The 26,969-nt window shown below is 54.0% G+C and carries 25 protein-coding genes; 22 read left to right on the top strand and 3 right to left on the bottom strand.

Annotated features, from left to right (window positions below):
- Nucleotides 1-32: 32 nt before the first annotated feature.
- The 4 genes from nuoK to E0L29_RS08320 are packed head-to-tail and all read left to right on the top strand — an operon-like array spanning nucleotide 33 to nucleotide 5,918.
- Nucleotides 33-350, top strand: coding sequence for an NADH-quinone oxidoreductase subunit NuoK (nuoK, locus tag E0L29_RS08335; protein WP_131357620.1), 318 nt, complete (start codon nucleotides 33-35; stop codon nucleotides 348-350).
- Between the two features lie 37 nt (nucleotides 351-387).
- Nucleotides 388-2,664 carry an NADH-quinone oxidoreductase subunit L gene (gene nuoL / locus E0L29_RS08330; protein ID WP_131357617.1) on the top strand — a complete coding sequence of 759 codons (2,277 nt, stop codon included), beginning with the start codon at nucleotides 388-390 and terminating at the stop codon, nucleotides 2,662-2,664.
- 40 nt (nucleotides 2,665-2,704) lie between these two features.
- Nucleotides 2,705-4,342, top strand: a complete 1,638-nt coding sequence (locus E0L29_RS08325) for an NADH-quinone oxidoreductase subunit M (RefSeq protein ID WP_131357614.1) — start codon at nucleotides 2,705-2,707, stop codon at nucleotides 4,340-4,342.
- Nucleotides 4,343-4,382: 40 nt separating this feature from the next.
- A complete protein-coding gene (locus E0L29_RS08320; RefSeq protein ID WP_131357611.1) occupies nucleotides 4,383-5,918 on the top strand; it encodes an NADH-quinone oxidoreductase subunit N in 1,536 nt (511 codons plus the stop codon).
- A gap of 109 nt (nucleotides 5,919-6,027) precedes the next feature.
- Here E0L29_RS08320 and folE read toward each other — a convergent pair whose 3' ends face one another.
- Nucleotides 6,028-6,699, bottom strand: a complete 672-nt coding sequence (gene folE, locus E0L29_RS08315) for a GTP cyclohydrolase I FolE (RefSeq protein ID WP_131357608.1) — start codon at nucleotides 6,697-6,699, stop codon at nucleotides 6,028-6,030.
- Nucleotides 6,659-7,135 carry a 6-carboxytetrahydropterin synthase gene (locus tag E0L29_RS08310; RefSeq protein WP_131357605.1) on the bottom strand — a complete coding sequence of 159 codons (477 nt, stop codon included), beginning with the start codon at nucleotides 7,133-7,135 and terminating at the stop codon, nucleotides 6,659-6,661. Before E0L29_RS08310 ends, folE begins: the two co-directional genes overlap by 41 nt.
- Nucleotides 7,136-7,377: 242 nt before the next feature.
- Here E0L29_RS08310 and trxA point away from each other — a divergent pair, with 242 nt between their 5' ends.
- Nucleotides 7,378-7,683, top strand: coding sequence for a thioredoxin (trxA, locus tag E0L29_RS08305; RefSeq protein WP_131357602.1), 306 nt, complete (start codon nucleotides 7,378-7,380; stop codon nucleotides 7,681-7,683).
- Here the strand turns inward: trxA and E0L29_RS11690 are convergent.
- A complete protein-coding gene (locus E0L29_RS11690) occupies nucleotides 7,680-7,808 on the bottom strand; it encodes a hypothetical protein (protein ID WP_278248907.1) in 129 nt (42 codons plus the stop codon). The genes trxA and E0L29_RS11690 overlap by 4 nt on opposite strands.
- 773 nt (nucleotides 7,809-8,581) lie before the next feature.
- Here E0L29_RS11690 and E0L29_RS08300 point away from each other — a divergent pair.
- From E0L29_RS08300 to E0L29_RS08225, 17 genes are all read left to right on the top strand, one after another.
- Entirely contained in the window at nucleotides 8,582-8,941 is a 360-nt protein-coding gene (locus tag E0L29_RS08300) for a hypothetical protein (RefSeq protein ID WP_131357599.1), read from the top strand.
- 97 nt (nucleotides 8,942-9,038) lie between these two features.
- On the top strand, nucleotides 9,039-9,242 hold the full coding sequence (locus tag E0L29_RS11530; protein WP_165498863.1) for a hypothetical protein: 204 nt from the start codon (nucleotides 9,039-9,041) through the stop codon (nucleotides 9,240-9,242).
- A 56-nt stretch (nucleotides 9,243-9,298) separates the two neighbouring features.
- Nucleotides 9,299-10,237: a hypothetical protein gene (locus E0L29_RS08295; RefSeq protein ID WP_131357596.1), complete on the top strand. Its 939-nt coding sequence runs from the start codon at nucleotides 9,299-9,301 to the stop codon at nucleotides 10,235-10,237.
- Between the two features lie 46 nt (nucleotides 10,238-10,283).
- A complete protein-coding gene (locus E0L29_RS08290) occupies nucleotides 10,284-10,628 on the top strand; it encodes a hypothetical protein (protein WP_131357592.1) in 345 nt (114 codons plus the stop codon).
- A 445-nt stretch (nucleotides 10,629-11,073) separates the two neighbouring features.
- Nucleotides 11,074-11,649: an SLBB domain-containing protein gene (locus E0L29_RS08285; RefSeq protein ID WP_131357589.1), complete on the top strand. Its 576-nt coding sequence runs from the start codon at nucleotides 11,074-11,076 to the stop codon at nucleotides 11,647-11,649.
- A gap of 4 nt (nucleotides 11,650-11,653) precedes the next feature.
- On the top strand, nucleotides 11,654-14,077 hold the full coding sequence (locus E0L29_RS08280; RefSeq protein ID WP_242664338.1) for a polysaccharide biosynthesis tyrosine autokinase: 2,424 nt from the start codon (nucleotides 11,654-11,656) through the stop codon (nucleotides 14,075-14,077).
- Nucleotides 14,078-14,214: 137 nt separating this feature from the next.
- Nucleotides 14,215-15,669 (top strand): undecaprenyl-phosphate glucose phosphotransferase, encoded by a 1,455-nt coding sequence (locus tag E0L29_RS08275; protein WP_242664337.1) that lies wholly within the window; start codon nucleotides 14,215-14,217, stop codon nucleotides 15,667-15,669.
- Nucleotides 15,670-15,718: 49 nt separating this feature from the next.
- Nucleotides 15,719-16,864: a DegT/DnrJ/EryC1/StrS family aminotransferase gene (locus tag E0L29_RS08270; protein ID WP_207387765.1), complete on the top strand. Its 1,146-nt coding sequence runs from the start codon at nucleotides 15,719-15,721 to the stop codon at nucleotides 16,862-16,864.
- Between the two features lie 25 nt (nucleotides 16,865-16,889).
- Entirely contained in the window at nucleotides 16,890-18,410 is a 1,521-nt protein-coding gene (locus E0L29_RS08265; RefSeq protein ID WP_131357583.1) for an oligosaccharide flippase family protein, read from the top strand.
- 22 nt (nucleotides 18,411-18,432) lie between these two features.
- The gene (locus E0L29_RS08260) at nucleotides 18,433-19,131 is read left to right on the top strand and encodes a WbqC family protein (RefSeq protein WP_131357579.1); all 699 of its coding nucleotides are present in this window, start codon (nucleotides 18,433-18,435) and stop codon (nucleotides 19,129-19,131) included.
- Nucleotides 19,132-19,137: 6 nt separating this feature from the next.
- The gene (locus E0L29_RS08255; RefSeq protein ID WP_131357576.1) at nucleotides 19,138-20,127 is read left to right on the top strand and encodes a glycosyltransferase; all 990 of its coding nucleotides are present in this window, start codon (nucleotides 19,138-19,140) and stop codon (nucleotides 20,125-20,127) included.
- A complete protein-coding gene (locus tag E0L29_RS08250; protein WP_131357574.1) occupies nucleotides 20,117-21,202 on the top strand; it encodes a glycosyltransferase in 1,086 nt (361 codons plus the stop codon). The genes E0L29_RS08255 and E0L29_RS08250 overlap by 11 nt, the downstream gene beginning before the upstream one ends.
- A 165-nt stretch (nucleotides 21,203-21,367) precedes the next feature.
- Complete coding sequence (locus tag E0L29_RS08245; RefSeq protein ID WP_131357571.1) at nucleotides 21,368-22,561, top strand: glycosyltransferase family 4 protein; 1,194 nt, start codon at nucleotides 21,368-21,370, stop codon at nucleotides 22,559-22,561.
- Nucleotides 22,509-23,822 carry a hypothetical protein gene (locus tag E0L29_RS08240; RefSeq protein WP_131357568.1) on the top strand — a complete coding sequence of 438 codons (1,314 nt, stop codon included), beginning with the start codon at nucleotides 22,509-22,511 and terminating at the stop codon, nucleotides 23,820-23,822. The genes E0L29_RS08245 and E0L29_RS08240 overlap by 53 nt, the downstream gene beginning before the upstream one ends.
- Nucleotides 23,819-24,904 carry a glycosyltransferase family 1 protein gene (locus E0L29_RS08235; protein WP_131357565.1) on the top strand — a complete coding sequence of 362 codons (1,086 nt, stop codon included), beginning with the start codon at nucleotides 23,819-23,821 and terminating at the stop codon, nucleotides 24,902-24,904. Before E0L29_RS08240 ends, E0L29_RS08235 begins: the two co-directional genes overlap by 4 nt.
- A 10-nt stretch (nucleotides 24,905-24,914) precedes the next feature.
- Nucleotides 24,915-26,030 (top strand): glycosyltransferase family 4 protein, encoded by a 1,116-nt coding sequence (locus E0L29_RS11630; protein ID WP_165498862.1) that lies wholly within the window; start codon nucleotides 24,915-24,917, stop codon nucleotides 26,028-26,030.
- A 92-nt stretch (nucleotides 26,031-26,122) separates the two neighbouring features.
- On the top strand, nucleotides 26,123-26,969 hold an 847-nt coding region (locus tag E0L29_RS08225; RefSeq protein WP_131357559.1), incomplete at its 3' end, for a radical SAM protein.

Raw genomic sequence — 26,969 nt, 5'->3', positions numbered from 1 at the left:
ACTCAAGACACTACCGTCAACACCTGAATCATATGGAACAGCTTGCAGAGATCGGACTCAACCACTACCTGAGCATTTCGGCGATCCTTTTCTCGCTCGGCCTCTTCGCCGTCATGACGCGCCGCAACGCCATCGTCATCCTGATGGGCGTCGAGCTCATCCTGAACGCCGCCAACATCAACTTCCTGGCCTTCTCGAAGTGGAACGGCGGGATGGAGGGGGTGATGTTCAGCCTGTTCGTGATCGTGCTCGCCGCAGCGGAAGCCGCCGTGGCGCTGGCCATCATCATCAACATCTACAAGATCTTCTCGAGCGTCGACGTTTCGTCGGTCGACGCGATGAAGGAGTGAGGAATAAGGGTACAACCAGAATAACCAATAGAGGACCATGCACAGTTTAATCCAGTTGTCGATAGCCGTACTCCTGCTGCCGCTGCTCTCGTTCGTCTTCCTGATCTTCTTCAACCGGCGCCTTCCGCGCATGGGGGATTTCGTCGGCGTGGGCATGCTCGGCCTGACCTTCGGCATCTCGGCATATATCTTCTGGACCGTGATCGTCCAGCACTACGACCCGGCTTTCCGCCTGGCATGGGATTTCACCTGGCTCGATTTCGGCAACGTTCCGGGCGTCGGCCCGCTCCAGATCAAGATGGGCATCGTCGTCGACAACCTGACGGCCATCATGCTCGCCATGGTCACCCTCATCAGCTTCCTCGTCCACCTCTACTCGACCGGGTACATGAAGGGGGACAAGTACTACGGACGCTTCTTCGCCTACCTCGGCATCTTCACCTTCTCGATGCTCGGCATCGTGCTCAGCGACAACCTGTTCTCCATCTACATCTTCTGGGAGCTCGTGGGCCTTTCCTCCTACCTCCTCATCGGCTTCTTCTTCGAGAAGGACAGCGCCGCCGACGCGCAGAAGAAGGCGTTCCTGGCCAACCGGGTCGGCGACATCGGCATGTGGCTCGGCATCCTGATCCTCTATTCGCAGTTCCACACCTTCAGCTACCGCGAGATCTTCGAGCATCTTGCCGCTGGGGAATTCGGCCTCTCGAACGCCTGGCTGACCGCTGCCGGCATCCTCCTCTTCATGGGCTGCGTCGGCAAGTCCGCCCAGTTCCCGCTCCATGTCTGGCTGCCTGATGCCATGGAGGGCCCGACCCCGGTCTCCGCCCTTATCCATGCCGCAACGATGGTCGCCGCCGGCGTCTACTTCGTGGCCCGCATCTTCGTGCTCCTCACGCCCGACGCCCTGCACGTCATCGCCTTCATCGGCGCCTTCACCGCCTTCATGGCCGCCACCATCGCCATCACCCAGCAGGACATCAAGCGCGTGCTGGCCTACTCGACCGTTTCGCAGCTCGGCTACATGGTGCTCGGCCTCGGCGTCGGCGCCTACTCGGCGGCCCTCTTCCATCTCGTCACGCACGCCTTCTTCAAGGCATGCCTCTTCCTCGGTTCCGGCGCCATCATCCACGCCATGCACCACGAGCAGGACATGCGCTGGATGGGAGGGCTCCGCAAGAACATGCCCTGGACCTTCGTCACCTTCGTCATCGCCACCCTCGCCCTGGCCGGCCTTCCGCTCACCAGCGGCTTCATGAGCAAGGACGCCATCCTTGCCGGCTCGCTGGGCTTCGCAGAGACCGAAGGCTCCTGGTACTTCTACCTGGTTCCGGTGCTCGGCTTCTTCTCCGCGATGCTTACCGCCTTCTACATGGGCCGGCAGATCTGGCTCGTCTTCTTCGGCGAGAGCCGCACGCACCTCAAGCCGGCCGACCCGCACGCCCACCACGGCGCACACGGCCATGACGGCCATGAAGAGGAGCACCACGGGGTCCACGAGGTCGCCTGGAACATGCGCCTTCCGCTCGTCGTGCTCGCCACCCTCTCCGTCTTCATCGTCTACTCTCCCGATCCGCTCGACGGCGGCAAGGGGTGGTTCATGAAGATGATCCCCACTCCTGCAACCGTCGTCGGTGCCGTGCACGCTGTCGAACCCGAAGCGGCCGCTGCCGCGATGGGCCCGCTGGTCGCTGAGGCCTCGCCCCTCGAAGGGCACGATGCCGAAGCCGCCCTGCACGCCGAAACGCCCATGCATCCGGAGGCGGCGCATGCCGAAGCCTCCGGGGAGCACGGGGAAAGCCACGCGTTCGCCGATCCCCGCCAGGCCGAGATCGCGCATCTCTCGCATGCCGCGCACAACCGGGCCATCCAGATATCAAGCATCATGGTGGTGCTCGGCATCGGCCTTGCGCTCATTGTGTATGTGTTCCGATTCATCGATCCCGACGGGACCGCCGAGGCGATCCGTCCCCTGTACCTGCTCTCGTTCAACAAGTGGTACTGGGACGAGATCTACCAGGCGACCTTCATCAAAGGCTCGATGCTCATCGCCGCCATCTTCTCGTGGTTCGACCGCAACATCATCGACGGCATGGTCAACGGCGTTGCGACCCTGACACGCAAGTTCGCCTTCTTCAACGGCAGCTTCGACAAGTACGCCGTCGACGGCATGGTGAACTTCACCGCCTTTTTCGTGAACACTTCCGGCGGCGTGCTCCGCAAGCTGCAGACCGGAAAGGTGCAGACCTATGTCGTCATGGCGCTGCTGGCCGTCTTCGGCTACTTCGTCTACTACTTCGCACAACTGGTCTCCTGAGAGGATTTACTTTTCAATTGCAAACATACCGATAGGGAACATGCTGAGTTTAATTGTCTTTCTGCCCGTCATCGCCGGCCTGGTCATCCTCGCCGTGCCCTCCTCCCAGAAGCAGATCATCCGGATCGTCTCGCTGCTTGCGGCCGTCGCCCAGATGGTTCTGGCGGTCATGATCTGGCGGGCCTACGACCCTTCGATGGCCGGCATCACCGCCGCGGCTGGAGGCTCGCCTGAAGGCTCCTTCCAGTTCATCGAGCGTCTTCCCTGGATCACGCTCGACCTCGGCTCGATGGGCAGCATGAACATCGAGTACTTCCTCGGCGTCGACGGCCTCTCCATCACCATGGTGATCCTTACCGCGCTTGTTTCCACCATCGGCGTGCTCTCGAGCTGGACCATCCAGAAGCAGGTCAAGGGGTACTTCCTCCTCTACAACCTCCTGGCCACGGCCATGATGGGCTGCTTCGTCGCGCTCGACTTCTTCCTCTTCTACGTGTTCTGGGAGCTCATGCTGCTTCCGATGTACTTCCTCATCGGCATGTGGGGCGGCCCGAACCGCGAGTATGCCGCCATCAAGTTCTTCCTCTACACCCTGTTCGGTTCCGTCTTCATGCTGCTGGTGATGATCGCGCTCTACTTCAGCGTGCTCGATCCGCTTACCGGCAACCATACCTTCAGCCTCGTGGCGATGGCCGACCAGGCCAACTATGTGAAGGATTCGATCCTCGGACCCGACAACACCATGTGGCGCTACGTGGCCTTCATCGTGCTCTTCGTCGGATTCGCCATCAAGGTTCCGATGTTCCCGTTCCATACCTGGCTTCCCGACGCACACGTCGAGGCGCCGACTCCGATCTCGGTCATTCTTGCCGGCGTGCTCCTCAAGCTCGGCACCTACGGCATGATGCGCATCAACTTCCCGCTCTTCCCCGAGGTGTTCCAGGCATCGCTCTACGTGATCGGCGTGTTAGGCGCCATAAACATCATCTACGGCGCCTTCTGCGCACTGGCCCAGAAAGACCTGAAGAAGATGGTCGCCTACAGTTCGATCAGCCACATGGGCTACGTCCTGCTCGGCCTTGCCGCCGCCAACAGCGAGGGCATGACCGGCGCCCTCTACCAGATGTTCAACCACGGCACCATCACCGCCATGCTCTTCCTGCTCGTCGGTGTCATTTATGATCGCGCCCATACCCGCCAGATCGAGAAGTTCGGCGGCCTGGCCAGCTACATGCCGGTGTACGCAGGCGTCGTCATGATCGCCTGGTTCGCCTCTCTCGGACTTCCGGGCCTCTCCGGCTTCATCAGCGAGGCCTTCGTCTTCGTCGGCGCCTTCAGCGCGGAGGTCACCAGGCCCATCGCGATGGTTTCGGTGCTCGGCATCGTCTTCGGTGCGGCCTACCTGCTCTGGTCGCTGCAGCGGATGTTCCTCGGCAAGCGCCGGGAGGATGCCGCCTATGACCTCGAGATCGGCGAGGACGGCCACGAGCACATCCACTTCCACGACTGGAAGGGCAAGCTCGACCTCGACGGTCGCGAACTCGCCATGCTGGTTCCGCTCGCCGTCATCGTCATCTTCCTCGGCATCTACCCGATGCCGATCATGGGGCTCATGACCACCAGCATCAACAAGCTCGTCCAGGTGCTCTCGCCGGTGGCCATGGCTACCCTGAACTGAGCCGACGCATAGACCGAAACCAGAATAAACGAAGAGAATCATGTTCGAGCTCCCTACAGGCGCTGAAATACAGAGTATCGTCGCCGCACTGAAGTCCGGTGCGGGATACTTCATCCCGGAAATCTACCTCTCGGTGCTCTTCATGGCGCTGATCCTGGTCGATCTCGCCGTGAAGGGCCGCAAGTCGGTCCTGCTCGGCTGGCTGACCCTCGCCGGCCTCGGCGTTTCGATGTTCTTCATCCACCAGCAGCATGCGATGCCGGGCGGTGAACTCTTCTTCGGGATGTACGTCCTCGACGAGTTCGCGATCTTCTTCAAGTACTTCGCCGTCGCCTCAGGCATGCTGGCCGTCGTGGTGACGATGGCCGACCGTCGCTTCGAGATCGAGGTGAAGGGGATCGGCGAGTACTACGCCCTCCTTGTCGCCATGGTGATCGGCATGGTCATGATGGCCGCCTCTGAGGACCTCCTGATGATCTTCCTCTCGATGGAGCTCGTCGGCCTTTCGGCCTACGTCCTCTCCGGCTACTTCAAGCGCGACCCCCGATCCTCCGAGGCCGCCCTGAAGTATCTCATTTACGGGGCCGTTTCATCGGGCCTCATGATCTACGGCTTCTCCCTCATCTACGGCATGACGGGCGAGACCAACATCCTGCGCATCAGCGCCGAGCTTTCAGCCCACGGCTACGACCCGCTCGTCATGATGCTCTCCAGCCTCCTCGTCCTTGCCGGGTTCGGCTACAAGATCGGCGCCGTGCCGTTCCACTTCTGGAGCCCCGACGTCTACGAAGGATCTCCGACTCCGGTTACCGCCTACCTCTCGGTCGCCTCGAAGGCGGCAGGCTTCGCGCTTCTCATCCGCTTCTTCTACATCGCCATACCCCACGGCGGCAGCCCTTACGAGGACATCGCCGGCATGAACTGGCTGCTCATGCTTTCCGTCCTCTCCGTCGCCTCCATGATCTACGGCAACGTGGTCGCCATCTGGCAGAAGAACGTCAAGCGTCTCCTGGCCTACTCCTCGATCGCCCATGCCGGCTACCTGCTGCTCGGCCTCCTTGTCATGGACCAGATCGGCACCCAGGCCATCCTCTTCTACCTGCTCTCGTATCTCCTCATGAACTACGGAGCCTTCTACGTCGTCGTCCTCATCGCCAACCGTACCGGCAGCGAGAACCTCGACGACTACCGCGGCCTCGGCCGCAAGATGCCGCTGGCAGGAGCCGCCCTGACGGTCTTCCTCATTTCGCTCGTCGGCCTGCCGCCGACGGTCGGATTCATCGGCAAGCTCTTCATCTTCTCGGCACTGCTCTCGAAAGGCTCGCTCTTCGTCGGCCTGGCCCTCGTCGGCATCCTGACGAGCGTCATCTCGCTCTACTACTACATGCTGATCCCGCTCAACATGTTCCTGCGCGAGTCGGAGGAGCCCGGCGACCGGTCCCTGAACCCCGGTATGCTCGCAAATGTGCTGATGAGCATCCTCATGGTGCTCACCATCTGGTTCGGCCTCTTCTTCGAGCCGCTCTCGCAGTTCGCCCGCTACTCCTCGGCGATGTTCGGCCTCACGCTCTACTGAGCGAGGTTCCCTGCAGCGAAGCCGAGAGGGATCGTACCAACACAAAAACCCCGCCCTGCGAAGATGCAGCGGCGGGGTTCTCCGTTTCCGGGCGGGCGGGGGAGCGGGCTTACTGGCGGATCAGGCGCAGGAACTCGCTCCTGGTGGACTCGCTCGTGATGAACTGCCCCGACATCGCCGAGGTCGTCGTGACGGAATTGAGTTTCTCGACTCCGCGCATCACCATGCACATATGCCTGGCCTCGATGACGACGCCGACCCCCTTCGGGTTCAGGACGTCCTGTATGGCGTCGCGGATCTGCTGGGTGAGCCGTTCCTGCACCTGGAGGCGGCGGGCGAAGACCTCTACGACCCGTGCGAGCTTCGAGAGCCCGACGATCTTGCCGTCGGGGATGTAGGCGACGTGTGCCTTGCCGAAGAAGGGGAGCATGTGATGCTCGCACATCGAGAAGATGTCGATGTCGCGCACGAGCACCATTTCGTCGTAGGACTCGGTGAAGACCGCCTTCCTGAGCATCTCCTCCGGATCCTGACGGTACCCCCTCGTCAGGAACGCAAGCGAGCGGGCGACCCGTTCGGGAGTTTTCAGGAGCCCTTCGCGCTCCGGGTCCTCGCCGACGCTTTCGAGCATGGTCGATACCGCAGACTCAAGTGCGCTGGAGGCTTCCGGAGTAAGCTGCTGGGGATCCAGGGGGTATTCGTCATCGTCGCAGCAGGCGCCGCGTCCGGTGAGATGGCTGTTATTCTCCGAGATAGCTGACGCTGTTCTTTCCTGTTTCATGGATTTTTACCGCTTGGAGGGAGATTTCCCTGTTGTCGATTGATTCAATTCGTTCTTCGAGGATGTCCCAGACGAGCACCGCGAGCATTTCTGTGGTCGGCACCAGCCCTTCGAGCTCCGGGACGTCATAATTGAGGTGGCGGTGGTCGAAACGCGCCGTTACCTCCTCCTCGAGGATCCGCTTCAGCTCTTTCAGGTCGAAGAGGTAGCCGGTTTCCGGATCCATCGTGCCGCCGAGGGTGATTTCCAGCTGGTAGTTATGGCCGTGTCCGTGCAGGGAAGAGCACTTGCCGTAAACCAGGCGGTTCTTCTCGTCGCTGAAGGCGGGGTTATGGAGGCGGTGCGCCGCGTTGAATTCGATCGTGCGCGTCACGTAAAGTTTTCTCGGTCTCTCGAGGAGGGCTGAGGGGGCTTGAGGGGTGTTTTTCTCTTTCATTAGCTGCCGAGCAGTCGGGTTTCTGCCAACAATGTACTCATTTCGTGCGAGTTTCTCCGGGATGGCGTAGTTTGCATGGATGAATGTCTCGGGAAAACCAACCAGAGCGCTCCGCTATAAGTTTCACCCTGGAGTTCGAGTGTCTCTACAGGCGGGAACCCTTTCGGACACACCGGACGTTCTGTTATCCGTAACTGCCCTTTTTAGAACCGTTTCCCAGCAACCCTAAGCATACCGTAATCATGGCAGCTTCACTCGAAGAATTCATCCGTAGCAGTTCCACTCCCGTTTTCGTCGACTTCTGGGCCGACTGGTGCGGGCCCTGCAAGATGGTGGCCCCTTCCGTCAAGAAACTCGCCGGGGAGTTCAAGGGGCGCCTGACGGTGGTGAAAGTCAATGTCGACCAGCAGCCTGCCGCGGCCTCCCGCTTCCAGGTGCAGGGCATCCCTGCGCTGATGCTCTTCAAAGGCGGGGAGAAGGTCTGGAGCACGGCGGGAGCCGTGCCCTACCCGCAGCTGAAGCAGGCGGTAGAGAGCGCCCTCCGCTAGATCTTCCTCGCAATGCCCGCCAGGAGCTTCACGGTGAGGGCTTTCGGGAGGTTGGCCGGATCGAGCCCGAGTTCCCTGCCGGAATGGCCCTGCAGGCGAACATCAGAAGCAGCATCGCCGAGCACAGGGAAAAGGGGAGCATCCCGGCGAGGATGGTTGCCACCGGCCGCTACTAGACGGCGGCAAGCAGTAGCACGAAGTTGCTTCGGCTGTGGCGCCGGTTCCGAAATCCCGTTGTTCCTGACATGAGCGTCACGGCTAAGGGTGTTGAGCTGCCAATGTAATGGGTAAAAAGCAAAAGGGCCGGTCAGGATTCCGGCCTTTTGCATTGTCGGAGAATTGCAGTGGGTGCTCTGTGTGCATCGTAACGATGAGGCATTCTTTCTCCCCTCAGCCCCCCGAGTGGGATTCTGCCAAGCGAATGCTGCTGTCGTATTTCAGGCTTTCCAGAAGTTGGACAATAAACCCGCCAAACCGCAAAGTATTACTGCGGGTTAAATAAATGCATCCTTCGGATTATTCTTTGGTTTTTTTCTGTGCTGTTTTTTTCCCTTTTAGGGCTCGGACTGGCTGGCCGCTTGGCAACTGTCTCCATGCTGAACAACATGCGGACGATGCTTCTCAAAACGAAACCGTAGGTGGGACAGTTGGTCAGAATACTGCTTATGGCTAAAGTCGTTTGCACCTCATAAGTTGTCTTTTTCTGGCATGTTAACACGGTGCCTTTTTTGTTGGCATTATCCTTGCTAATAGGAAGAGTGTCGGGCATTAATGGGCCTCTCCGGTTATATAAAAAATGCCCTCATCTGCATGAGATGCATGCTATAGTAACAATCTGAGGCCTTGATTTACCGGCACATTACACAAACATACAATCAAACCATTACAGGAGTCAATTATGAAAAAGACAATCGCAGCCGTCGCATTCGCCGCAGCCATGGCAATGGGTACTTCTACCTCGTTTGCTGGAGAACTAGCTCAGATTTCTTCGGTTGGTCTCAACAGCAGCGGCATCGCAGCTGCCAGCGGCATTGCCGGGAATTTTGCGAATGTTAACAATTCGGCATTCCAGATTGTGAGCATGAACCAGTCGACTGGCGGTGGCTGGTTCAATCCGGGAAGCAGCTCGTCGGCATTCAGCCTGACTGACCTTAACACCAGCGTCAATGCTGTTTCGGGCGCACAGGCACAGACATCGTCATGGTTTGGCGGATCCTCTGCCGCTTCGCTTCTCAACGCCCAGATGCTCAGCTTCTGAGCTATAACGGAGGTGTCGTTACATTCTCAGGGCTCCAGGCATGCAGTCTGGAGCCTTGATTGTAATGATGACTTTTAAACCAGAATAGGAGCCAAAAATGAAAAAGGTTATTGCAATTGCATCGCTTGGGATGTGTTTGTTCGCCGGTAGCGCATACGCAGGCGAGGATATTATCAACGGAACTATAGGTGAAGTCAATACGTCGGAAGGATCTACCTCTAATTCGGTCGGGGTCAGTTCTGTGGCTATCGTAAATGTCCAACAGGCCTGGCTGTTATTGGCCCAATATTTTGGGTATTGACTTTTATCACCACGAATACCGCATATACAGATTTAATGAATGCGGAGTAATCATTTATGAGCTTTACTAGTGAAAAGAAAATGAAAAAAGTTATTGCTGCTGTTTCATTGTCAGTGTTGTTTGCGGCGACGTCTGTCTATGCTGAAAATGATACCATTAACGGAGACGTCGGAGCAATAAATAATTCCAATGCTGATGCATCAGCCGATAATGCCGTTGGCTCCAGTTTTGTCGACATGACATTCGAAGCGGCGAAAATGCAGCCCTATATGCCGGGAACGGTTTCCGCCCCGGTTCTCTCTCCGACGCTTTTCAGCATCATGGGCAAGCCCGCACAGATTGCTGGGCTTCCAGTGCTCTCCCAGTATTTCTTTTCCACATCATTGCATGACGTAGAGGTTGGCCGGAGCGGCAAGACCAAGGTGATTTTCAACGGAGAAAAACTGCCTGAGAGAAAGCGACTGAAGAATCGGAAGGTCAAATTCGACTTCAACGGCATAGCGACGGGAAAGGTTGTCGGTTCGCTGACAGTCCAGAGCCGCAAAAAGTCTTCTGATGAGGTTGATCTGCCATCGGTCATTTATGATGCCACCCATTACATCGCTTGTTCGAAGGCGTTCGAGGGCTACAATGTGCTTCTGCTGTCAATTCCGGACCTGATCTCCTATGCTGTCGGCGTTGATGCAAGCAGCAGGGGGGTGTCCGTTGCTCCGGTTGTTTCCGGTCTTATCAATGGCCCTCTGGGAGCTCTTACTGGTCTGTCGACAGGTCTTTCAAACACCGGTGGAGTAACGGCGCCAACAGCGCTTGTCGGCTGTACGTTTCTGATTGTAGCCGAAGATGAATCCGATAAGCCGATCAATCTTGCGCAGTGTTTCGGTCGTTCGCCGATCACGGAAAGAGTGAACAAGGATAAGGATGTTGTTGATGGTGCGGCAAATGATGGCGCCGTGGGAAAACAATATGAGTCAACCAGGCCTGAGGCATCGAAATAGCCCGTCTGTGTAACGTAACCGCATAATTTTAATAAAGGAGGTCAGCATGAAAATCGGAAGAGTGATTTCGGGAGTTGCGGTGGCTGCGGCGATTTGTCTGCAAGGGCCATCACTGCGTGCCGCTGGAGTCGAAATTCAGCACCTTGAAGCAGTCCAGCTTATGACTGTCGGAGCTGGAACCACAGCTGGTCAGGCATTCAATTTTTCCGGGGTCAATCCCAATGCCGTCGGATTGTCCAGCCCATTTGTGTCAGTGTCATTCCAGAATAACAATGCTTATGACATTTCCCTGGCCAACGCGTTTGCCTCCAGTATTGACGGAAGTGCCAGCGCCTTCGTTTTTGCAGGGAACAACGTGAAGTTCGCTCCCGACACCATCACCATCAGGTAAGCCCTCTATTCGCCCGGTTCCCCCTTACCGGCCCTCTCGCTTTCCCCTCTCTTCTACGTTCTGACGCATCTCTCCCTATTCCGGTTCCTGTTCTTGCGCGTCTTTGCGTCTCATATTTATTCAAAAGTTCCCCATTGTCTCATAACGCCACTGTATATGCCGTTACAGGACAATCTCCTGCGCGCGAGAATTATTTATGCCTGACGGTTGATGCTTGTAAGTGTTGGCTCCATGTGTTTTGATCTGTTCTATTGGCGTTTTTGGCACGATCGTTGCACTTAAGGGTCTGGCAGCCCGGATGTCTATCGGCGCTTTGGGTCAGTCAGTAGTTTTTCATCGAGAATCGTATTCAGTGTGACTGAATGTAGCGAAGCTTTTTGTTGGCAGTTTGGTCAATGCTGCTGGTTTGTATGAGTTCTGGTCAACAAAACACAGGTAGGTTATCATGAGCGTTTTGATACGGTTGCTGGTCGTAATACTATCAGCGCAATCTTTACAGTGTCTCTGGGCCGGTGGTAATGCTTTCGCTGAGACCTACGGAGCTCAATCAACAACAAGTCCTTTGTTTACCGAACAGCAGGAATCAACCACCCGGTCGGAATACAATCCCCTTGCCGGGCCGAATTACCCGATTCAGCCGAATTCCTATTTCACCGATGACAACGGTAACATCCTCATGATGGTCAATGTTCTTGGGGAAGTGCATAAACCGGGTCAGATCGTCGTCCGGGAAAATGCTGATTTTTCGACGGTTATGGCTCTTGCCGGGGGACAGACCGAGCGGGCAAACTTGAAAAAAGTCGTCGTCGCCCGTCAGGAGCCGGATGCAAAAGGGGTTCAATCCTACAAGATCAACCTCAAAGAGTATTTCAAAACTGGAAACAGGACTGATTTTATAGCTCTTCGCCCAAATGACACCATATTCGTTCCGGATAAAAAGAGGGTTGGTTTCGAAAAAATCGCAACTGTCATCGGAACAGCTGCTGCAGGATTCAGCATCTTCGCAATCCTTCAAGACTGAACGCATGAACAATGAGATGATGCCCGTGAAGCACCATGACCGTTTGTTGTTTCCCTTCCGAGCCGGTCGAGTCGGAAGAAAAAAGGAGCTTACCGCAGAGGAGCTTTTCCGGATTATTCGTCGCCGTGGGCCTGGCATGATTATGATTATGGCCGGAGCTCTCTTGCTGGCGGTGATCTTCTATTTTTTGAAGACGCCAGAGTATCACGCCGTATCTGTCGTCATGATCAAAGACGATAAGCGCTCAAGCGATCTTTTGCAGGCGATTCTCGGCCCTGAGGCTTCTGTCGATATTAATGCCTCTAAGAAAGATATTGCTCTTTTCAAGTCGATGCCGATCGCAAGACAGACCATTGAGCAACTGGAGCGGACTCAGCAGGGAAAGTCCATTGAATTGTTCGGAACCAGATCATATCACTCTCCACTGATGGCGGTTCTTATGCATTTCAAGCCGTTCAGCGTCGGCGAGGCAAGAATGGCGGAAGATGATGGCGTCGGCCGTGAGGAACTTCTTCGCCAGCGCTGCATAACACTGACAAAGCGGATTCGGGTCGAGCCGGTAAAGGACACGAACATGCTGAACATATCGGTCGCCAGTCCGTTTCCCGATGAAGCCGAACTTTTGACAAATACGCTCTGCGATGTCTATCGGCAAGCCGATATCACCAGAAACTCTGAGAAATATTCACAGGCCAACAGCTATATCGCCAAAAGCCTGGTCGAACAACAGCATAAAGTTGATGAAGCAGATCGCGCGCTGTCCGGGTTTATGACCAGGAATGAAATCTATGAGGTGTCAGGCAACACGCAGCAACTGCTCGACAAACTCGTTGATGCCGATGCGCAGTACAACGCCATCCAGGCAGAGTATCATACGGTATCCAACACACTCAGGTTTCTGGAGCAGCGGCTTTCTGAGTCTGACAAGGCAATTGGTTCACAGATCGAGCAGACGGTTAATGCAAAGCTGGGCGCCATCATGGAAGAGATTCGCGGGATGGAGGGCGGCTATGTTGCCCTGCTCAAGCAGAAAGGCGCTGATGACCCGGCGGTCAAGACAGCAAAAACTCGGCTCGATGAGGTCAAATCCAGATATGAAACGCTTCAGCGGAGCCAGATCGCTGGAGAAATCGGCTATGCGGGGCGGACGAAAAAGTTTGGTTTTGACATGATTGCCGAAAAGCTGCAGATAGAGAGAAAGCTGAATGAACTGCAATTCCGGGCAGGAGAGTTCTCAAGAATCCGGCAGTACTACGAACAGAAATTGGCCGCCCTTCCCAACAAACAGCAGGAGTTCCTGAAGCTGGAGCGGGATCGCAATGTTGCCAGCAAGACATATGAAGAACTCAAGCAGCGGTTTGATGAAACAAGCATCTTTCTCGGATCGGAGGTTGGGGGCGTATCGCTGATCGGCAAGGCATTCCGTCCATTTTTTCCCGAATCGCCTTCACTGCTGAAAAGCCTTCTGCTTGGGGTCCTTTTCGGAGGCATGCTGGCCATAGGGTATGCATACATTGAGGAGGCTATGGATGGAACTCTTCAGGATGAGGGCCTCTATGAAGAAATCGGGTTAAAGCCGCTTTCCGTCATTCCTATGGTGGGTCCCGGCAGATATCCTGCCATTCAGGCAACTGGAGCAAGCCGCCGGATTGGTCATATGGGTGGTTCCCTCAGACGTCTTCTCTCTGATGGTTCCTCTACTCAGCCACTCGAGGCGCAGGACGGTGCGGTTTTGCCTGTGCCGCTTATTACCGATAGCCTTACCTCTTCATTTGCTGAAAGCATCAGGATTCTGAGAACATCGATTCATTACAGCCGGTCGGGCAATCCGCCGCAGTCCATATTGATTTCTGGTACTGCAATGTGGGAGGGTAAATCCACGGTATGCCTGAATCTGGGTATGGCGTATGCATTGGTCGGGAAGAAAACCCTGATCATCGACTGCGACCTTCGCAGACCATCCCAGCATGTGAAGCTGAACTGTCAGAGGGGTCCAGGCTTGACCGACTGTCTGCTTGGAAGAGATGGCGATTCTTATGCCCCGAATATCCAGTCTACCGGGATGGACAACCTTTTTCTTATGAGTGCCGGTTCAAAGGTATCAGGATCGAGTGAACTCCTGGCATCGGATGAGATGCAAGGCCTTCTGGCTCTTATGAAGACGCGATTTGACTGCATCCTGCTTGACTGTCCGCCATTTTTCCTGAGTGATCCAGCCCAGCTGGCAACATGGACCGACGGCGTCGTTCTGGTTTCACGACTGCGGTACACGGAAAGAAAAATGCTTCGGAACATTATTTCGGATCCGGTTATGAAGGATTCACTTTTGGGGGTTGCCCTCATTGCCACCCCGGAGTTGAGCCGGGATGGGTATCTCGGTAAATACGGGAGCGGGATCTATGAGGAAGATCCATTGCTGCTGACTTAGTTGTTCCTCTTTCCTAACCCCCGCATGTTGTTGTTTTACGCCCCCTCCCCCTCGTGATTCGAGCAGATACGGCCGTCATGGTTATGGCTGCCACCCCTCCCCCTCCGATATTCGGAAACCTGTAAGCACCAAGAATTATGGATGGGGGAATGCCTGTGGACTGGGAGGTTCCTGAAAGCGGAACGATTTCGCGTGGTGAACATTTGAAAACACTATTGGCCGGTATTGCTCGCGCTATGATGGGGCATTGGGCGCGAGAACAGGTTCTTCGTCTGTTTGACGCCGCCGTCTGGATTGTTGGGGCCTATGTGGCTGGCAGTGTCTGGTTTGGTGTTTCTCTTGAGGCAAAGGGGTGGATCCATCTGATGCTCGCCTATGTGTTTCCCCTGGTCGCTTTTATGCTCTATACCCCCATGGGCTGTTATCGCTCATGGAGAAGTCTTGATTATTTCTCGGTTGCAAAGCCGGTTGTCCTCTCCATTATCCTGGTTGGAATCACTGCGCTGACCTTCACATTCCTGATGCATGAAATCAGCGCACTCTCACGGGTATGGTTTCTCCTGACACTGTCTTTTGTGCTCGGCACTTCTGTATCCGTGCGTATTGCCGCCGTTGCAATCATGCGGTGGCTGCGCCGCAATGGCAGTGATTTGCGTCGCATTCTGCTGGTGGGGGATGCGCAGAGCCTTGATGGTATGCGCCGGTCGGTTGCGGACAACCCGGGTTTTGGTTATTCCATTGTCTCAACGCTTGACTACGTCGAGACGGCGTCTGTTTCCATTCTTGATATAATGGCCGGAAAAAACATAGACGAAGTCTGGATGACATCCTCTCCAGTAACGATGGATTGCATGTCCCCATTAATCGCCGAGCTTTCCAGAACCCCGGTTTCAGTTCGCTGGATTCCTGATATCAAGTGGCATGCGCTCTTGAGCGCCAGGGAAGAGAACCTCATGGGCCACCCCAGCTTTCTTCTCAACGCTACGGCAATTGACGGAAGTCAGGGCCGATTGCTGAAAGCTGTTTTTGACCGATTTTTTGCACTGCTCGTGCTGGTGGTGCTTTCTCCTTTATTCCTCTGCATTGCCGTGCTCGTTAAGCTCACCTCTCCCGGACCGGTCATTTTCCGACAGGCCCGTCAGGGCATTTCGGGAAGGTCGTTCCATTGCCTCAAATTCAGGACCATGGTTACGCACAGTGAAGAAAACGGATTGACTCAGGCCACGGTGAATGACCGTCGTGTGACGCCTTTGGGGGCATTTTTGCGCAGGACGAGCCTCGATGAACTGCCACAGTTCATCAATGTCTTGCTTGGGGATATGTCGGTAGTGGGGCCAAGGCCTCACGCCATTCAGCATAACGAATTTTATACCAAGCAGGTCTACGGGTACATGCAGCGGCACAGAACCAAGCCCGGGATTACCGGATGGGCGCAGATAAACGGATACCGCGGTGAAACAGATACGCTGCAGAAGATGATCAAGCGGGTAGAGTATGACATCTACTATATGAAAAACTGGAGCTTCCTGCTGGATCTCAAAATCATATTCGCCACTGCCTTCAGCGGCTGGATGGGGCGGAATGCGTATTGACGGGAAGGAAGGGCTGATGCCGGCGGTAATCAACCAGAAGAGAGCAGGTATGAAGCAGGAAATCTATGTGACGCAGCCATTTCTTCCGCCCTTGGAAGAAATGATCCCCTATATGAAGCAAATATGGGAGAACCGCGTGCTTACCAACAGCGGCCCGTTTCATCAAGAACTGGAGACCGCATTGGCCCGCTATCTTGGCGTTACGCATATTTCGCTATTCGCCAATGCCACGATCGGATTGATTACGGCCTTGCAGGCGCTGCGAATAAGAGGAGAAGTGATCACGACGCCCTACTCATTTGTTGCGACTTCGCATTCCCTGCTCTGGAATGGCATCAAACCGATATTCGTAGATATTGATCCCGATACGCTCAACCTGGACCCGTCAAAAATCGAGGCTGCCATTACTCCTGAGACGTCGGCAATCATGCCGGTCCACTGTTATGGATGCCCCTGTGACGTCGATGCAATCCAGAAGATTGCAGACCGCTACAATCTCAAGGTTATCTATGATGCGGCACATGCTTTTGGCGTTACCGATAGCAGTGGTAGCATTCTCCATCATGGTGATCTCTCCATTCTGAGTTTCCATGCAACGAAAGTATTCAACACGTTTGAAGGAGGGGCCATTGTATCGGGTTCTTCAGGTTTGAAGCGCCATATCGATGATCTGAAGAATTTTGGAATCGCTGATGAAGTGAGCGTTGTTGCTCCAGGCATCAATGGGAAAATGAGCGAATTCAATGCTGCGCTAGGCCTCCTGCAATTGGAGTATGTCGATAAGGCTATTGCCTGTCGGAAAAGCCTGGATCAGCGATATCGCAAGGGCCTTGAGGGTATCAGGGGTATTCGCTGCCTGCATCATCATGATGGTGGCCATAAATCCAATTATGCCTATTTCCCGATATTGGTCGGTCCTGAATACGAGATCAGCCGTGACGATCTTTATTTGAAGCTTAAAGGGCATGGGATAAACTGTCGGCGTTATTTCTATCCGCTGATTTCCGACTATCCGATGTACCGCATACTTCCTTCAGCAAATCGCCACAATCTGCCTGTTGCTGTGGCGGCAACTGAGCAGGTGCTTTGTCTGCCGATATATCCTGGGCTTGATGTGTCGGTAGTTGATCAGATCGTCGAGCTCATTCGGGCGTTTGCCTCTCTGCCGGGATTACTTGCTGCTGAGGCAAGGTGAATACCAAGACTGGTTTTGCTTGAGAGTGGCCTCAATAACAAAGAACATATTCACCAACTATGCCAGTCAGTTCTATGTTTCTGGCATCGGTATCCTGATGGTGCCGTTCTATATCAGTCGCATGGGTACTGAAGCCTATGGTCTGATCGGATTCTACACGATGCTGCAGTCCTGGTTCATGTTGCTGGACATGGGGCTTACACCGACCATGCAACGGGAAACTGCGCGTTTCCATGGTGGTGCGATCGATGCTACAAGCTACCGTAACGTTGTCAGGGCACTGGAAGGACTGTTTCTCGGGGTCAGTATCATTGGTGGATGCGCACTGTTTTTCTCGGCCGGATATATAGCGGATAGCTGGCTGAATGCATCCACCCTGCCATACAGGGAACTCCATGCTGCCATCGGGATCATGGCGCTCATTATCGCCATGCGATGGATGGGCGGGCTGTATCGGGGAATCATTGTGGGCTCTGAAAAACTGGCCTGGCTTGGTGGTTTCAATGCGTTTTTGGCAACCATCAAATCATTGGGGGTGATTCCCGTTTTGCTGTTTGTCGGATCTGCCCCGAAGATGTTTTTTGGCTATCAACTGTTCATTGCATTGATCGAACTGGTCGGACTGATGCTCTATGCTTACTGGTTATTGCCCGATATGCCAGATGGAAGAGTGCTTTCCTGGGACATCAGGCATATTCGGCCGCTGTTGCGCTTTTCTCTGACTCTTGCTGTTACCTCAAGCGTATGGATCCTGACGACGCAGATGGACAAGCTTGTTTTGTCCAAGATACTTCCCCTTGCTGACTATGGCTATTTTTCCTTGGCGGTACTTGTTGCCAGCGTTGTCATTATGATAAGTACTCCGGTCGGTTCCGCAATAATGCCGCGACTCTCAAAATGTGACGCAGAGGGAGATGGTGCGGGTTTGATTCGTGTCTACAGGAAAGCCACGCAACTGGTAAGTGTCCTTGCTGGCTCGGCGGCGCTCACGTTCGCGTTTTGTGCAGAACGGCTGCTGTTCGCATGGACTAATGACCATGAACTGTCCATCCAGGCAGCACCGGTTTTAAGGGCGTATGCATTGGGGAACGGCATCCTGGCGGTCGGGGCATTTCCCTATTATCTCCAGTATGCAAAGGGCGATTTGCGGGTGCATTTCATCTGGAGTATCGGCAGCCTGATGATTCTTGTCCCTTCTGTTATCTGGGCGGCGGAGCTGTATGGTGGCGTCGGTGCCGGATACGTGTGGCTTGTTATGAATTTATTGGGTGTGGCAACACTGCCTTCGCTCATACACCATAAGTTTTTTCCGGGACTGAACCGGAAATGGTTCGCTGATGATGTGATTGGTATTATCGCTGCCGGCGCTCTCGCCGGGGTGGCTGTGAGCCTGTTCATGACCCCCGGTTCTGGTCGCTGGATTCAGCTCGTTGAAGTCGGGGTTTCCGGCTTCGCCGTATTGTTGGCCTCGGCAGCAGCCTCGGCTGAAATTCGCTGTAGCATAAAGAAACTGCGAATGCATTTTTTGCAGAGAGCAACCGTTTGATTTCAAAGAGGAGGAGGCGTTCATGAAGCTTGCCGTTAATCAGCCGTATTTTTTCCCCTATATCGGCTATTTCCAATTGATTGCTGTGGTCGACCGATTCTATCTGGCTGATAACATGCAGTTCATCAAGAGGGGGTGGGTGCATCGGAACCGAATCCTCAAAAATGGTGAGGAGTCACTCTTTAGCATATCCCTGAAAAAAGATTCGCACACGTTGCCTATTCGAGAGCGCCGGCTGTCTGAAGCTTTCGAGCGAACTCGTCTTCTTCACCGGTTTCATGTAGCATACAGCAAGGCTCCTCATTTCAGGGATGTCTATCCGCTTCTGGAGCACGTCGTCATGAATGACAATGGCAATTTGTTCGAGTACCTCCGGCATTCAATACTGGCGATTCTCGGATATTTGGGTATTCGTACCGAGATTGGCGTGCTCTCAGACGTCCCTGTTGCTGAAGGTCTTTCAAAGCAGGATCGCTTGCTCGACGTGTGCGGGAAACTGGGTGCAGGAACATACATCAACGCCATCGGAGGCATGTCGCTCTATTCAAAAGAAGCGTTTGCCCGGCGAGGCATCGAACTGCAGTTTCTCAAACCGGCACTGGATCCCTATCCCCAGTTTGGCGGAGCCTTTATTCCTGGGCTTTCCATTGTCGATGTGCTGATGTTTAATTCAGTCGGCCGCATACAGGATGAGTTGCTCACCGCGTATCAGCTGGTATGATTCATAATGAAGAATCCCTTGATCTCCTCAGCATCGAGCAGGAAAAAACCGAAACTGTCGGTCTGCGTCATAACCTACAATCATGAGAAGTACATTCGGCAGTGCCTGCAGAGTCTTGTGGATCAGCAGGTATGTTTCGACTATGATATAGTCGTCGGTGACGATGCCTCTACTGATGGCACCCGCAAGATCATCAGTGAATTCGAGGATCGATACCCGGGTAAGGTTAGGGCGTTCCTGCACGATGAAAATGTCGGCCCCTGTCAAAATTACCGTGATGTCCATTTTCAGGCACGGGGCGAATACATTGCCCATATCGACGGTGATGATTACTGGATGCCATGGAAACTTCAGCAGCAGTCTGATTTTCTTGACTCTCACCATGAGTGTGTTGCTGTGTATGGCAATGCTGTCGTTATCAGTGATGACCAGAGCCTTCTTGGAGCATTCAACGACCGCATTCCGGAGGTGTTTGATCTGGATTTTCTGCTCGCTAGAGGCAACTTTCTCAATAACAGCTCGCTCTGCTACCGGACCATCCATAGAGAGCGGGTCCTGCCCGATGGTGATTTTCTGGACTACCTGGTTCACCTGCGCCTGGGCTGCATCGGGAAGCTGGGGTATCTGAACAAGGCGCTTGTCGTGTATCGTGCTGGTTCGGCAACATCCGTTTTGCTCAATCTGTCCAATGTCTGCAGGGAGCTTTCCTGGGAAGCATTGCATGCCGCTCAGTTGATGCCGGTGAGTAAGGATGCTGAGCGAAGCGCTATGTCATTGTTTTTTTTTGATGTTCTGCATGAGGGTGTTCGGCGTTTTGATATCCCATTCATGCTTCATTGGACGCAGCGGATTTATGCTGACTCGGGCGGGATGGGCAGTAGCGCTATGCTGGCCGGTCTGTTTCGGGCAGTTCTATTCCTCGTAATGGCGCCCACTAGAAGGATGCGGCGCTTTTTTTTCGGTTCTCCTTCGTTCAGAGTGTTTCATGGTAGATAAAGTGTGGGATCTGCCAGAGACTGCTATTCGACGGCATGTGAACTCTCTGTTTGATGGACGGTTCCCGATCGCCATACAGAATCTATTTCTCGTAACGGTGACCTACGGGCATCGGCTCGACCTGCTTATGCAAACATTACATTCGGCGTTTTGTGAGGGTGTTGCGCATGCGGTCGTTGTCAATAATGCTTCAGAAGATTCCATTGAAGAGTATCTGAGTGTTGAATATGGTGAGAGGGTCACGATTGTGTCCTTCAGTTCAAATACAGGGTCTGCGAATGCCTATAAGGCGGGATTGGCAAGGGCTGTTGAACTGGGGGCTGAATTCCTTTTCCTGCTAGACGATGATAATGTTGTTGATGAAGGAGCACTCTCCATACTTGTCTCCGGATATTTGGCGAGTGTGGCCTCTATCGGTTCCGACCGTCTTGCTGTTCTAGCCTGTCGTCCAGACCATCATGCCGATGTTCTTGATGGACTAGGGCAAAAGAGGTCCAATCCGAAACCGGCTAGCTTTTTAGGGTTCCATCTTGTCGATATCCCATTCAAATTCTGGCGGCGGACGCCGTTGTTCCGCTTGTTGAATAACCAGAAGCGCATGCCTGTGAGTGTGCGTATGGATGTTGCCCCATATAGCGGGATGTTTTTCAGTGCGTCAGTGCTCATGAAGCATGGGTATCCCGATGCCCGTTTTGTCCTCTATGGTGATGATTCTGAATTCTCCTATAGGATTACACTTGCCGGAGGCTCAAATATCCTGATGACCGAGGCGCGGCTGACCGACCAGGAGTCTTCATGGAATCTCAATGCCAATAACACGTCATCATTCGGCGCATGGCTTCACGGTGATGGAGATTTTCGAGTGTACTATGCTGCACGGAATGGCGCGTATTTCGAGCATTGGATTAGGCCGCACAATAGGTTCGTGCGCCAGATTAATAAAAAGACTTACCTGTTTTTTCTTTGGCTTGAAGCCGTTCGGTCCGGGAGGCTCAAGCGGTTCAGGTTGATTATCAACAGCATTGCTGACGGAGAGGCTGGCAGGCTGGGCATGCATCCTGACTTTATTCTTTGAGGATCAATGATGAAATGGAAGAAATCCAATGACTGTGCCTATATCAGTAAAAATGCCATATGAGGTTCTACGGGAAATGTCCGGTGGCTTCATGCATACGCAGTTGCTCTATACAGCAGTGAGATTAATGGTAAGACTTGTTGGGCATCCGTGGATGGTCGGAGCATGAAAATCCTGTTTGTAAACGGCCTGTATGAGCCGTATGTCGGAGGTGGGGCCGAGATTATCCTGCATAAGCTGACGAGGGGGTTGATGGGGCTTGGCCACCAGGTGGTAGTGCTCAGCATTGGAAAGAATCCTGACCTTTCAGTAGACCGTGTTGATGGAGTGAAGGTTTACAGGGCGGGAATCCGTAATCTGTATTTCCCTTATGGACAGACAACTCCCTCGTCATTGAGCCGAACCCTGTGGCATCTTTTCGATTGCTACAACCCGCTGATGCAGGACTACGTCAGGCATGTGGTGGCAGCTGAAAAGCCCGAAGTCGCTTCATGCCATAATCTTGCAGGCTGGTCGGTGAGTGTCTGGGATGCCTTGACTGAAGCTGGCGTGCCTATCGTACAGGTCTTGCACGATCAGTATCTGCTCTGTCCTACCTCCACAATGTTTGACGGACACGCACCCTGTGCGAGACAATGTCTTCGCTGTCGAGCACTACGTATTCCCCATGCCGGTAAATCCAATCAGGTGAGCGCTGTCGTGGGTGTTAGTCGTTTCATTCTCGATAAGTTGCTGTCCTATGGGTATTTCCGTGATACTAAGACGAGGCAGGTCATCTATGATGCCCGAGCTCTTGAAGTCGAATATCGTAAATCAGGCGCAGCGTCTGTCGATGGGCTTCACGTGTTCGGTTATATCGGTACGCTTGCGCCCCATAAGGGGATTGAAATGCTTCTTGACGCTTTTTCTCGGCCCGGAGAGGGTGGCTGGCGTCTGGTTATTGCCGGAATCGGAAAACATGACTATGAGGCTGAGTTGAAAAAACGATATCGGAATGAAAATATTTTCTTTGCCGGCTACTTAAACCCGAAAGAGTTTTTTGAAAAGATTGATGTGTGCATTGTTCCGTCTCTATGGGAAGACACGTTTCCGGGGGTAGTCCTGGAGTCCCTCAGTATGGGGGTGCCGGTGATCGGTTCGGCGCGAGGCGGTATTCCCGAAATGCTGGTGCATGGCTATAACGGTATGCTGTTCAATCCGGAAGACCCTAATGGACTGTTTTCTGCAATGAGAAATATTTCAGAAAGCCTCGATGGATGGCGAGCAAAACGGGAGTCTATCGTCAATAGCGCCCCGTCTTTTTCTGATGGATACGGATGGTCAAAACAATGGGAAGCCCTTTATGCCAGTGTTGTCTGATGCCACGGTATTGTACCGGGAAGATTGGAAGGTGCGGTTTGTTCTTGTTCTTGGTGCCATGATTCTCATCACTGATGCTCTCGGCGGCGCATTGAGGTACTACGCATCCCAGCATAATCTGGAGCTTGCGCTCTACCTGCCAAAGCTACTGGTTGTCATTGCCGCATTGTTTCCGTTCGCAGGATTTTATTCATCAGATGGCACCCCGTTTGCCAATAAACCGGTTTTCTGGGTCTATTACGTGCTCGTCTTTTCCATTGGCGTTGGCGTGTTCAATTCAGTTTCACCCGGTGCGATAGCTTTTATGGGGCTCCAGTTGATGCCCTTCATTCTGGGGCTGCTCATTACCATGCCTTCTGGTGATCATCTTCGGGGCATTGCCCGTTTTGTCATGTTCTTGTGGGTGGTTACCTGTCTTGGCATATGGGCTGATTATTTTATTGATTTCCCCTGGAAGGGGGGGCTGTTTGAGATTTACGGTTCTACCATTGAACTGAGCCGATCCTGGTCAACGTTTGGCGTCGAGCGGCCTGCGGGATTTACCCGCATATCAGCCACAGCTGCCTTTTACGTAGGCATTCTGGGGCTGATGCTAATGGTTTTTTCCCGATCGTTCATGGCCCGTCTGGGGGTCGTGCTTGCGACTCTTGCGACTATGGCCGTCACCACCACAAAATCGGCGGTTGCGGCTGCTGTTGTCGTGCTCATTTTCCGTTTGCTTCATCGGTCTCCGAAAATCCGAATTGCTCTTTTCGGCGCTGTAATGGCTGCCGCTATTATTCTTCCTCTTTCCTTCCCGAAAGCGGACCAGGAACTGCCGGTGGACAGTGACCTGTCCGAACAGCTGTTTTATTCGTTCAATGATCGTACTTCACAGACCTGGCCATATTTTGTGGCGGCAATTCAGCATGGTGTTGTTGGCGAGGGCGTTGGTGGCGTGGGGACGGCCAATATGATTGCCGGGGGAGCCCTGTCGAGGCCGTCATTGAACGTAGCCGACAGTTTTCCGCTCTACCTTATGGGCTGGCTTGGTTTTGCGGGGGGGATTGCTGTGTTCCTCTGGCTCGGGTACTCTGCATACGGGTTTGCTGTTTCAGGGAATAAATGGAAAGAGGCCATAGGGACAGCCGGTTTGTTCATCTTGCTTGTTGGCATCACCATCGACGTCATTGAAACAGTTCCTGGGTGTATTCTTCTCGGCATCATGGTTCGAGGCGTGAGCGGCATGGATTCTGTCCATAGCATCGATGCTCCGGAATGATGGAACCTGAGGTGTTTGTCAACTGCCGGTTTCTGGAGAAGGAGATTACCGGTGTGCAGCGCTACAGTCTTGAAATTACCCGAGAGCTGAAGACGCTGTATCCTGCAGTAACGTGCCTGGCCCCGGATCAGATCCTCCATCCTGATCTTTGCGAAGAACTCGATGCGAAAGTCATTGGGCGCCACACCGGCCACCTATGGGAGCAGCTTGATCTGCCGGTCTATCTCCGGTCGAAGGGCTCTCCAGTGCTGCTCAATATGGGCAATTCGGGGCCGATGTTCTATGGTAATTCAATCGTCGTCATCCACGACATCGCCTATGAGCGGTATCCGGACGCCTTCTCGCTGCAGTACCGCCTGCTCTACCGGATCATGGTCCCCCGTCTGCTTCGTTCCGCCAAAGCTATTGTTACCGTAAGCGAGTTTTCCAAATCGGAGCTGGTCGCGCGCTTCAACCTTTCCCCGGATGATGTTTCTGTGGTGCATAACGCCGTCAGGGGAGTGTTCCGGAATCAAACCGCAGAATCTACGGAGCGTTACATTCTGGCGGTTTCATCAATTAACCGGCAGAAAAACTTTCATTCGCTTATACAGGCATTCAACCGCCTGAGGGACGTCGAGGTGAAGCTTTATATCGTGGGGGGCTTCAACCGGATTTTTACAGATCCTGTCCTCAAGGCGGAGGTTACCGGCAATCCCAACATTGTTTTCAAGGGAAGAGTCTCGGATGGTGAACTGATATCACTGTACTCGAACGCACTCTGTTTCGTGTTTCCTTCCTTTTATGAAGGCTTTGGTCTCCCTCCGATCGAGGCCCAGTCATGTGGCTGTCCGGTTGTTGCCTCAAATGCGGCCAGCCTTCCTGAAATCTGTGCAGACAGCGTCGTGTACTGTGATCCAGGCAGTGTTGATGATATTGCCCAAAAAATTTCGATGCTTCTTGAACATGACGAGCTGAGGCAGGAACTCGTCCGGAAAGGCTTTGCCAATAGCCGCAGGTTTTCCTGGAGCCGTTCAGCGCAGAAGATGTATTCGATAGCGCGTGCCATGATTGATGAGAACTCCGGAATGGTGCGGTCCTGAACAATCCGTAATGCCTACCGGAGGATGTAAAAAAAAGGATGCGCCAATCCGTGTCCTTCATGCGGCTGAAACCGTCATTGGCGGCATCGGTTCCTATATGGATGATCTTGTCAGTCAGCAGAGCCTGCACTATGGACAAGAATCGGTGAGGGTCGTCGTACCGGCTCGGCAGGCAGGATTCTTTGAGCGGGTTTCAGGCCAACAGGTTGCTGGTATTCAGGCGAAACGGCATCGTCTGGCCACCGCTATTGAACTGGCTAGGCGTGTCAACGCTGAAGCGCTCACATTTGCTCCGGATATTATCCATTTGCACTCCTCATATGCCGGCCTGGCGGTTCGCCCTTTCTTGATGCTGTTGCATCAGCACTCGAAGGTGGTCTACTGTCCTCATGGATGGGCATTCAGGCGGGAGACGGCCAACATGTTCAATTCCGTGGCAGCGCGGACGGAATTGGCGCTCTCACACATGACAGATGCCATTGTCTGTATTTCACACAGCGAGTATGATGCTGGTCGGGATGCGGGAATATGTCCGGATACTCTTCAGGTGATATTCAACGGTATTGCCGATCAGCCACAGGAAGAGAGTGTCGGTGAACTCCATTGGCCGGACCATCGCCTGCGTCTCCTGTTTGTCGGTCGTTTTGACCGACAGAAAGGCATAGACGTATTTCTTGATGCGATGAACCAGCTGCGCGATGTCGCCTGTGCCTATGTCGTTGGAGCTCCGGTAGTAAACGGTGAGACGCTTCCCGCTATTCCGGACAATGTCACCTGTATCGGATGGAAGAGCCGCGCCGAGGTTCAACATTGCTACCGTTCTGCTGAACTGCTGGTGATGCCTTCACGCTGGGAAGGTTTCGGCCTTGTTGCCGTTGAGGCGTTGCGTGCGGGGCTGCCGGTACTGGCCAGCAGGGTGGGTGGATTGGTCGACATTGTCGAGGACGGCGTATGCGGCAGGCTTGTGGCGCCCGGATCCACGTCTGCAATCGTTGATACTGTCCGTTCACTTGACCGAGACGGATTGAAAGAGATGGGTCGGGCGGGACGAATTCGGGCGACGAGTCTGTTTGGGGTGGAGCGCATGTTTAGTGAAATGCATGACCTGTATTGCCGTCTCCTCTGAACCTCATCCTGTCGCCGGCATTAAAATAGTGCCCTTGGCAAGCCGCCATGTCCGCGTATGTCGTCAATTCTTAACAGCTATAGTTATTTGCCATGAAAAGATATGTGCGTTGGGCTCGGGTGTTATATGGATGGAAAATCAGTAAACGTGTCGATTCGGTCTCTCCTCCCGAAGAGGTGTTTCTGGAGATTACCAACGCCTGTAACTTCAAGTGTAGCTATTGTCCTCACGCTGATCCGAATCATTTTCTGGAAGTACGCCCGGCTTCATTATCTCCGGATGATGTGGCGTTGCTATTGGGGAAGCTTCGTGATGGGGGCGTGCGGACGAGTGCCATACATCTGAATATTGATGGCGAGCCGTTCATGAACAGGCGGATCGGCGAAATCTGCACTGCCGCGATTGGGAAGGGGTGGAACACCTTTATTTTTGCGACAAACGGTTATTACGCGTCTATAGACCGGGTGAAGGCCCTGCCTGCGGTGGGCAATGACATCCGGTACCTGTTCACCATCGATTTCTGTTCCGATCCTCAGCTCTTTGAACGGTATCGCGGGGGTGCGGGTTCATGGGACGTCGTCCGCCAGAATGTCTGCGACCTGCTGAGTCATGATATACCGCATGTGTCCGTCGTGATGACGGATATCTCATCCTTTACGTATACGGGCCAGAAGGAACTGGCCTCGCGGTATGCCGCGCTGAAGCAGTTGTTTCCGGAATCGGCGAGGCTGGGGTTCAAGACCCGGGAGTTTCACGATGTAACCGCCTATGTTGCAGGTGAGGCAAATGGCCGCCAGACGAATAAAAAATACGGCCCTTCGTCGAATTTAGTGGGTCGCTCTTCGGCAAACTACTGCATTGTCAGATTGCCATGTCGAGCTTCCCGCAGTAAAACAGGATTCGGGTTCGGTAGCTTTCGAAGCTGTGGAACCCACGGGC

The organism is Chlorobium sp. N1 (assembly GCF_004332115.1).
Lineage (GTDB): Bacteria > Bacteroidota > Chlorobiia > Chlorobiales > Chlorobiaceae > Chlorobium.
Note: the sequence above shows the minus strand (reverse complement) of the source record. Positions and strands in the feature narration are given on the sequence as shown.

What these genes read in the sequence shown, in the direction of transcription:
- E0L29_RS08325 (WP_131357614.1), top strand. Translation starts at nt 2,705, where the DNA reads ATGCTGAGTTTAATTGTCTTTCTGCCCGTCATCGCCGGCCTGGTCATC.
- E0L29_RS08310 (WP_131357605.1), bottom strand. Translation starts at nt 7,135, where the DNA reads ATGAAAGAGAAAAACACCCCTCAAGCCCCCTCAGCCCTCCTCGAGAGA.
- folE (WP_131357608.1), bottom strand. Translation starts at nt 6,699, where the DNA reads ATGAAACAGGAAAGAACAGCGTCAGCTATCTCGGAGAATAACAGCCAT.
- E0L29_RS08285 (WP_131357589.1), top strand. Translation starts at nt 11,074, where the DNA reads ATGAGCGTTTTGATACGGTTGCTGGTCGTAATACTATCAGCGCAATCT.
- E0L29_RS11630 (WP_165498862.1), top strand. Translation starts at nt 24,915, where the DNA reads ATGCCTACCGGAGGATGTAAAAAAAAGGATGCGCCAATCCGTGTCCTT.
- nuoL (WP_131357617.1), top strand. Translation starts at nt 388, where the DNA reads ATGCACAGTTTAATCCAGTTGTCGATAGCCGTACTCCTGCTGCCGCTG.
- E0L29_RS08255 (WP_131357576.1), top strand. Translation starts at nt 19,138, where the DNA reads ATGAAGAATCCCTTGATCTCCTCAGCATCGAGCAGGAAAAAACCGAAA.
- E0L29_RS08245 (WP_131357571.1), top strand. Translation starts at nt 21,368, where the DNA reads ATGAAAATCCTGTTTGTAAACGGCCTGTATGAGCCGTATGTCGGAGGT.
- E0L29_RS08235 (WP_131357565.1), top strand. Translation starts at nt 23,819, where the DNA reads ATGATGGAACCTGAGGTGTTTGTCAACTGCCGGTTTCTGGAGAAGGAG.
- E0L29_RS08295 (WP_131357596.1), top strand. Translation starts at nt 9,299, where the DNA reads ATGAGCTTTACTAGTGAAAAGAAAATGAAAAAAGTTATTGCTGCTGTT.
- E0L29_RS08270 (WP_207387765.1), top strand. Translation starts at nt 15,719, where the DNA reads ATGAAGCAGGAAATCTATGTGACGCAGCCATTTCTTCCGCCCTTGGAA.
- trxA (WP_131357602.1), top strand. Translation starts at nt 7,378, where the DNA reads ATGGCAGCTTCACTCGAAGAATTCATCCGTAGCAGTTCCACTCCCGTT.
- E0L29_RS08320 (WP_131357611.1), top strand. Translation starts at nt 4,383, where the DNA reads ATGTTCGAGCTCCCTACAGGCGCTGAAATACAGAGTATCGTCGCCGCA.
- E0L29_RS08300 (WP_131357599.1), top strand. Translation starts at nt 8,582, where the DNA reads ATGAAAAAGACAATCGCAGCCGTCGCATTCGCCGCAGCCATGGCAATG.
- E0L29_RS08275 (WP_242664337.1), top strand. Translation starts at nt 14,215, where the DNA reads ATGGATGGGGGAATGCCTGTGGACTGGGAGGTTCCTGAAAGCGGAACG.
- nuoK (WP_131357620.1), top strand. Translation starts at nt 33, where the DNA reads ATGGAACAGCTTGCAGAGATCGGACTCAACCACTACCTGAGCATTTCG.
- E0L29_RS08260 (WP_131357579.1), top strand. Translation starts at nt 18,433, where the DNA reads ATGAAGCTTGCCGTTAATCAGCCGTATTTTTTCCCCTATATCGGCTAT.
- E0L29_RS08280 (WP_242664338.1), top strand. Translation starts at nt 11,654, where the DNA reads ATGAACAATGAGATGATGCCCGTGAAGCACCATGACCGTTTGTTGTTT.
- E0L29_RS08290 (WP_131357592.1), top strand. Translation starts at nt 10,284, where the DNA reads ATGAAAATCGGAAGAGTGATTTCGGGAGTTGCGGTGGCTGCGGCGATT.
- E0L29_RS11530 (WP_165498863.1), top strand. Translation starts at nt 9,039, where the DNA reads ATGAAAAAGGTTATTGCAATTGCATCGCTTGGGATGTGTTTGTTCGCC.
- E0L29_RS08240 (WP_131357568.1), top strand. Translation starts at nt 22,509, where the DNA reads ATGGATACGGATGGTCAAAACAATGGGAAGCCCTTTATGCCAGTGTTG.
- E0L29_RS08250 (WP_131357574.1), top strand. Translation starts at nt 20,117, where the DNA reads ATGGTAGATAAAGTGTGGGATCTGCCAGAGACTGCTATTCGACGGCAT.